Annotated in this window: 8 protein-coding genes; 3 read left to right on the top strand and 5 right to left on the bottom strand. The window is 36.9% G+C overall.

The window, feature by feature from the left end; genetic code table 11:
• Window positions 1-737: 737 nt before the first annotated feature.
• Genes folE2 through BU038_RS02780 form a run of 3 tightly spaced genes read right to left on the bottom strand, consistent with a single transcriptional unit; the run spans window position 738 to window position 2,670 of the window.
• Window positions 738-1,616, bottom strand: coding sequence for a GTP cyclohydrolase FolE2 (gene folE2, locus BU038_RS02790; protein ID WP_107604703.1), 879 nt, complete (start codon window positions 1,614-1,616; stop codon window positions 738-740).
• Window positions 1,617-1,632: 16 nt separating this feature from the next.
• Complete coding sequence (bshB2, locus tag BU038_RS02785; RefSeq protein WP_107604702.1) at window positions 1,633-2,298, bottom strand: bacillithiol biosynthesis deacetylase BshB2; 666 nt, start codon at window positions 2,296-2,298, stop codon at window positions 1,633-1,635.
• Between the two features lie 12 nt (window positions 2,299-2,310).
• The gene (locus tag BU038_RS02780; RefSeq protein ID WP_002481360.1) at window positions 2,311-2,670 is read right to left on the bottom strand and encodes a YojF family protein; all 360 of its coding nucleotides are present in this window, start codon (window positions 2,668-2,670) and stop codon (window positions 2,311-2,313) included.
• 337 nt (window positions 2,671-3,007) lie between these two features.
• Here BU038_RS02780 and nagB point away from each other — a divergent pair, with 337 nt between their 5' ends.
• The 3 genes from nagB (at window position 3,008) to hxlB (ending at window position 5,009) form a co-directional block, all read left to right on the top strand.
• Window positions 3,008-3,736: a glucosamine-6-phosphate deaminase gene (gene nagB / locus BU038_RS02775; RefSeq protein WP_107604700.1), complete on the top strand. Its 729-nt coding sequence runs from the start codon at window positions 3,008-3,010 to the stop codon at window positions 3,734-3,736.
• 91 nt (window positions 3,737-3,827) lie between these two features.
• On the top strand, window positions 3,828-4,460 hold the full coding sequence (hxlA, locus tag BU038_RS02770; protein WP_002481358.1) for a 3-hexulose-6-phosphate synthase: 633 nt from the start codon (window positions 3,828-3,830) through the stop codon (window positions 4,458-4,460).
• A 3-nt stretch (window positions 4,461-4,463) separates the two neighbouring features.
• On the top strand, window positions 4,464-5,009 hold the full coding sequence (gene hxlB, locus BU038_RS02765) for a 6-phospho-3-hexuloisomerase (RefSeq protein WP_107604699.1): 546 nt from the start codon (window positions 4,464-4,466) through the stop codon (window positions 5,007-5,009).
• Between the two features lie 214 nt (window positions 5,010-5,223).
• On the opposite strand, the gene BU038_RS02760 is transcribed toward hxlB, so the two are convergent.
• Window positions 5,224-5,790: an NADPH-dependent FMN reductase gene (locus BU038_RS02760; protein ID WP_107604698.1), complete on the bottom strand. Its 567-nt coding sequence runs from the start codon at window positions 5,788-5,790 to the stop codon at window positions 5,224-5,226.
• A gap of 21 nt (window positions 5,791-5,811) precedes the next feature.
• Window positions 5,812-6,681, bottom strand: a complete 870-nt coding sequence (locus BU038_RS02755; RefSeq protein ID WP_107604697.1) for a Cof-type HAD-IIB family hydrolase — start codon at window positions 6,679-6,681, stop codon at window positions 5,812-5,814.
• Window positions 6,682-6,752: the final 71 nt, after the last annotated feature.

The following is a 6,752-nucleotide window of genomic DNA, read 5'->3' as shown; positions in this document are numbered from 1 at the left end:
TATTCTCTAATTATACGTGAGGGCTTTATTTTTTTGAAATAATATGAGTATTTTATATAAAAAGCCGAGGAAAATCATTAAAGATTCTCCTCGGCTTTTATTTGAGACTGGATTTATGTCCCAGCCCCTTTTTCTTTTTTTTACTCACTGATTGAACAAGTTAACACCCAAAAATCAATTGTAACGCTCTCGGCAATTAGTCCTAGATAAAGTTGATACCATAGCCTCATGTATTTTATGAAGAGATATCATACAATAATCAATGTAGAGGAAACGCAAGTAATGTATGAATCCTAAATCAATCCTAAAAAGCATATTCTATAAATAATCGTTACACCTTTCTACCCACCCAAACAAAAGGACGTTTCCTCTACACCGACATAAACAATGCTTAAAGTCGCAACTAACCTCCTAAAATAATCAAGAACATATCCTAAAATATGCATGCGGCAGCATTAACAGTTAATCTAATCATTGAATTTAATATCGGCAAGTGTGTTTCCCCTGACGCAATTTGTCGATCACCCTAAAAAAATAGAGCACTGCTTAGCTTACGAGGCTGTCCCTCCTCACAAGCAACCTGAAGTCCCAACAGGTTAAACGCAGTGCTCTATTTTTATTTGTGTTTTTTATCATGGTTTCAGTAAACTTTTGAACTCACGCTCATTTTCTACATATTAAAAGACCTTCCCAAGCAATGAATATATCATCACTTAAGAAGGCCTTGTTTCATTCTATTATTTTCTGTATTTCAATTTCGCAAAAGCATCATGTTGGTGAATAGATTCTTCGTTACGACATTCAATGTCAAAACCTTCAATCCAATCCACCTCTACTAAATCTGCAGCGATTAAACGAATTAAATCTTCCACAAAACGTGGATTTTCATACGCACGCTCTGTAACACGTTTTTCATCTGGACGTTTTAAGATTGGATAAAGAATTGAGCTTGCGTTCGCTTCCATCGCATCTAAAATCACTTCTTTATAGTCAGAAGGTAATGTCGCTTCACGATTCAAGTACGTTTTTACTGTAATCACTCCGCGTTGGTTATGCGCAGAATACTCACTGATTTCTTTTGAACAAGGGCATAGTGTAGTCACTTTCGCTTCCATTGTTAACTCTTTACGCGTCACGTTATCTCCTTCAACTGCCATGCCATACGTTACATCCGCATTGCCGACAGCTTTCAAGTTCGTAACGGGACTATAACGGTTAAAGAACCATTTACCTGAAACATCTACACCTGCTGAAGTTTGTTTCATATGCTTTTGAAGTGTATCTAATACTGTATGCAAGTTATCAAATGTTAATGCCACACCGTTATCATAGTGTTTCTCAACACTTTCTAAAATACGGCTCATATTGATACCTTTTTCTTCTCTCGTTAAGCTAGTTGAAAATGCGAAAGTACCTGCCGTTTGATATTCATCTATAATTACGGGATATACTAAGTTTTTAATCCCGACTTCTTCAATTTCAAATAAAAAATCTTTGTGCGTGCTTTGTAGATCTGTCATTTCTTCTTTTACTGTTGGTTTTGTACCTTTAATAGGATCAACAGAACCGAAGTGTTTCCAACGACCTTCTCGTGTCGATAAATCAAATTCAGTCATCTGTGTGCCCCTCCACTCATGATTCAAAATTGTAAGTCCAATACGTTTCTTGTTCTAAGAAACTTTTGGCTGTATCTGGAACTTGCGGTTCAGCTAGCTGATGCAAGAACGGTCCAGATTGAGATGCATGTGCTTTGAATGCATCTAATTTTACTTCTCTATAATCAGTAATATCGTTAATGATATCAGGCATACCTAACTCATCAATCGCATCATTGCTGAAAGCAACTAATTGTAAACGTGGACGTTCTGCTTCTGGCATACGTCCTACTGTTCTAACTACCGCTTCTGCCGTTGCTTCATGATCTGGATGTACCGCATAACCTGGATAGAATGAAATAATCACTGATGGATGCAATTCATCAATCAGACTTTTAACCATGCCATCGATTTTTTCATGCGGTTCGAATTCTACTGTTTTATCACGGTAACCCATTTTTCTTAAATCTTTAATACCAATTGCTTTCGCCGCTTCTTCCAACTCATGTTCTCTGATTTTCGGCAGAGATTCACGTGTCGCAAACGGCGGATTTCCTAAATTACGTGCCATTTGACCTAAAGTTAAACAAGCATACGTAACTGGAACGCCCTCTTCAATATAACGTGCTAATGTACCTGCTGATGAGAACGTCTCATCATCAGGATGCGGAAATATAACTAATACATGACTTTCCTCTGACATGATACGTCCTCCTTATATTTCAAACGGTACAGCACTGATTTCAAGTGCTGCCGCTAATTGCCCTTCATAATTAAAACCAGCGAGCAAGAATTCATTATCCTCGTTCACTTCATAATGTGTCAGTCCTTGCACATAAACCCATCCATTATCTTGTAATTTCAAGCCTACTCTGAATGGCTCTTTACCGCCACCTTTTAGCTTGGCGTGTTCAAAGACAACTTTAATATTTCTTAAAAACGTTCCAGCATTAAATACACGTTGGTCGAAATGGTTCGCATACGCACCATTCGTTGTTTCAACATGCAAGTAGACAGGTTGGTCTACATAAGATGCTAGTAACGTTTGTACTTTCTCATATTCTATCGGCTCCAAGTTGCTCACTCCCTTACTCTAAGCAAAATCAATTGCTGAACCCCATCTATATCGTGTTATTCTAGCTTTAATTATTATTCTTTATCATTTAATTGTACTAAATCCCCGTCAATAAATATAACCTACTGCTCATTCATGATATAACGATAGGTTTTGTCGGTTATCATTCTTAAATTAGAAACAATATTTACATTATATAACTGTTCCTCCACTTTCTAAAGAGGTTATTAAAATATTCCTATAATTTGAGGGGGATTTACTATCTGTTTAAACTTCACCTCGTTATAATGGACATGTATGTCTTCATATATAGATACAAATAAGGAGGTCACACAACGTGAAAATTATTAATTTAGGGGATAAAGAGAAAGCATCATTTTATACAGCTTATGAACTATTCAATCAAATGTACGAGAATCCTGAAAGCAAATTAGGTCTGGCAACAGGCGGTACAATGGTGGATGTTTATTCTGACTTAGTAAAACTGATGGAATTAAATGACTTAGATGTTTCTAAAGTAGAAACATTCAACTTAGATGAATATGTTGGTTTATCTGCCGATCATCCAGAAAGCTATCATCATTATATGCATGAAGTTTTATTCGATCGTTATCCGCATTTCAAAGAAGAAAATGTGCACTTACCTATCGGTGATGCAAAAGATTTAGACGCTGAAACTGAGAGATATGAACAACTTGTTAAAGATAAAGGCCCTGCGGATATTCAAATTTTAGGTATCGGTGAAAATGGTCATATCGGTTTCAATGAACCAGGTACAGAAAAAGACAGTATTACACGTGTCGTAGATTTAACTGAAAGTACTATCCAAGCAAATAGCCGTTACTTCGATAACGAAGAAGATGTGCCGAAACAAGCGATTTCAATGGGTCTTTCTACAATCTTATCTGCAAAACGCATTATCTTATTAGCATTCGGCGAGAAAAAGAAAGATGCGATTACAAAACTTGCGAGCGGCATTCAAGATAAAGATGTTCCAGCCACAGTTTTATACGATCATCCTAATGTAGAAGTATACGTAGATAACGCAGCTGCACCCGAACAGTAATATTTACTGTTGTTTGTCAAAAACAAAAAAGGGTAAATAATCTAAGTAAAGCCAAAGTTACAACACACACATTATGAAAGGATGAATCATTTTGGAACTACAATTAGCAATTGATTTATTAAATAAAGAAGACGCTGCAGAGTTAGCTAACAAAGTGAAAGATTATGTCGATATCGTAGAAATCGGTACTCCTATCATATATAACGAAGGTCTGCCTGCCGTTCAATATATGGATGAAAACATCGACGGTGTTAAAGTTCTAGCAGATATGAAAATTATGGACGCTGCAGACTATGAAGTCAGCCAAGCAGTTAAATTCGGTGCTGACGTTGTAACAATCTTAGGTGTTGCTGAAGACGCTTCTATCAAAGCTGCTGTCGAAGAAGCACACAAAAATGACAAACAATTATTAGTAGATATGATTGCTGTTCAAGATATTAAACAACGCGCTAAAGAATTAGATGAAATGGGTGCTGACTATATCGCAGTACACATCGGTTATGACTTACAAGCTGAAGGTAAATCTCCATTAGATGATTTACACACAGTTAAATCAGTCATCAAAAATTCTAAAGTTGCAGTTGCTGGCGGTATCAAACCAGATACAATCAAAGATATCGTAGCTGAAGAACCAGATTTAGTGATTGTTGGCGGCGGTATCGCAAATGCTGACGATCCAGTAGAAGCAGCTAAAGCTTGCCGTGACGCAGTTGAAGGGAAATAAGTTATGGCAAAACTACAATATCAATTGATTTTAGATGAACTGAAAACGACGTTATCTAATGTTAAAGATCAAGATGTTGAGAACTTTGAACAAGCAATCAAAGATGCCAAAAATATTTTCGTAGCGGGTAAAGGCCGTTCTGGATTCGTCGCAAATGGATTTACAATGCGTTTGAATCAACTTGAACAACCTGCATTTATCATTGGCGGTATAACAACACCTTCTATCCATGAAGGCGACTTGTTTATCGTCATTTCAGGTTCAGGCAGTACAGAACACTTACGCCTATTAGCCGAAAAAGCTAAAGATCAAGGTGCACAAGTGGCATTAGTCACAACAAAACCTGATTCTAAAATCGGTCAATTGGCAGATGTCACAATCGAATTGCCTGCCGGAACAAAACATGATGCTGAAGGTTCAGCACAACCTTTAGGCAGTTTATTCGAACAAGCTGCACAATTATTCTTAGATGCTGTTGTATTAGATTTCATGAAAGACTTCAATATTGATGAAACTACTATGCAACAAAATCACGCCAATTTAGAATAAATCATAATAAAAGCCTGTAAGTTTTTGAGTGTAACTCTTTAACTTACAGGCTTTTTCTTTATGTTTTTAAAAATAATCATAAAACTCAACTATTTTCTCATCATAAAAAACTCTGCTTAAATGGTTCACAAAACTAAATCACCTTGTATCACCAACTAAGCAGAGATTATCACATAGGATGTTTTGTCAGCTAAACTAACACGCTTACACCCTTTTATTTTAAATGTTCATAAGGACGGCTTTCTGCGAATGATACAATTTGTTCAACGAATAAACGAGAACGTAATTGGAATTCTTCGTCTTGTAAGAAGAATGTACCATCCTCTAATTTGCCGTAATCTGAATCATGTGTCGCAATTTGGGTAGGCACTGCGATACCTAACAATGTACGTACAATTAAACGTAAGTGAGAAAGTGGTTCTGCACTTACAATACCGCCGCTGTTCCCCATTAAGCCGACTGGTTTCATTTTGAAGTCATCCATTGTCAGATGATCTAAAGCATTCTTTAAGATACCAGAATATGAACCATGATAGTTCGGTGTACCTAAAATAATAAAGTCCGCTTCTCTCGCCTTTTCTTGTAAATCTTTCACATTGGCTTGATAATCATCTGGCGGATTACTTGCGCCAGAAACATCTAATGTATGGATTGGACGTTCAGCTAAATCAAAGATTTCCGCTTCAACATCCTTTTCATTGAATTGTCCCTTTAAATATTGTGCCAGTGCTTTTGTGTGCGAATCAATACGCGCACTGCCTACGATAATGACACCTTTCATTCAATAGTCACCCCAGTTAATTTATTTTGACTGCTCTTCTAGCATTTTGTTGATTGCTTTGCCGACACCACTGTTCTGGTTTGTATCTGTCACATATTTTGCGTATTCCTTCACTTCAGGCATCGCATTTTCCATTGCGACAGGATACCCTGCTTTTTCAAGCATCGATACGTCATTCATGTTATCACCAATTGCCATGACATCTTCCATGTTGATGCCAAGTTGATTTGCAATCTCTTCAAGCGCAATCCCTTTTTGTGCATAAGCATTTGTGATTTCGATATTACCACGTGCAGAAGATGAAATTGCTAAGTTCGTGTGTTGTGCAAGCTCTGCACTAACACGGTCAATTTTAGCGATATCACTGTCGAACGCTAAAATTTTCATCACAATTTCACCAGGTCTTTCACTGATTTGATCATAATTATCAACCACTTTTAATGTGCCTTGATCAATACGATGTTGAATATGACGGTGTATTTTTTCTACATCTGCTTTTTGACCTGCATGTTCTGCGATATCAATATAAATATCTAAATCTCTTTGAGGGTCTTCAGTATAAATACCAAGGTTAGTATAGACTTGGTAATAAATGTCCTCTCGATCTAGTACATGTGTAATTTGTTCAATCATTTCATGATTCAAGCTTGATGTATGCATAATATCGAATGATTCATCACGAACTTCTGCACCATTCAAACAAATATATGGGACTTTCAATCCAGTCGGTTCCACTGGCGCATTGGCTTCATAGAAAGCACGGCCTGTCGCAATCACAACCGTAATCCCTTGTGCCTGCGCTGCTTTAATCGCTTTAATATTTTCCTCTGAAATTTCATGTGCTGCATTTAATAATGTTCCGTCCATATCTGTCGCAATTAGTTTAATCATGAATTAACCTCGTTTCTTTTGTCTTAGCCGCAGTGTCGTAAAATTGATTTTCACAACAAAGTCTAACCTCA

The sequence above is a fragment of the Staphylococcus simulans genome (genome assembly GCF_003043455.1).
GTDB lineage: Bacteria > Bacillota > Bacilli > Staphylococcales > Staphylococcaceae > Staphylococcus > Staphylococcus simulans_A.
The sequence above is the reverse complement of the archived record's forward strand: the minus strand, read 5'-3'. Positions and strand labels throughout refer to the sequence as shown.

What these genes read in the sequence shown, in the direction of transcription:
- BU038_RS02755 (WP_107604697.1), bottom strand. Translation starts at nt 6,681, where the DNA reads ATGATTAAACTAATTGCGACAGATATGGACGGAACATTATTAAATGCA.
- folE2 (WP_107604703.1), bottom strand. Translation starts at nt 1,616, where the DNA reads ATGACTGAATTTGATTTATCGACACGAGAAGGTCGTTGGAAACACTTC.
- hxlB (WP_107604699.1), top strand. Translation starts at nt 4,464, where the DNA reads ATGGCAAAACTACAATATCAATTGATTTTAGATGAACTGAAAACGACG.
- BU038_RS02760 (WP_107604698.1), bottom strand. Translation starts at nt 5,790, where the DNA reads ATGAAAGGTGTCATTATCGTAGGCAGTGCGCGTATTGATTCGCACACA.
- bshB2 (WP_107604702.1), bottom strand. Translation starts at nt 2,298, where the DNA reads ATGTCAGAGGAAAGTCATGTATTAGTTATATTTCCGCATCCTGATGAT.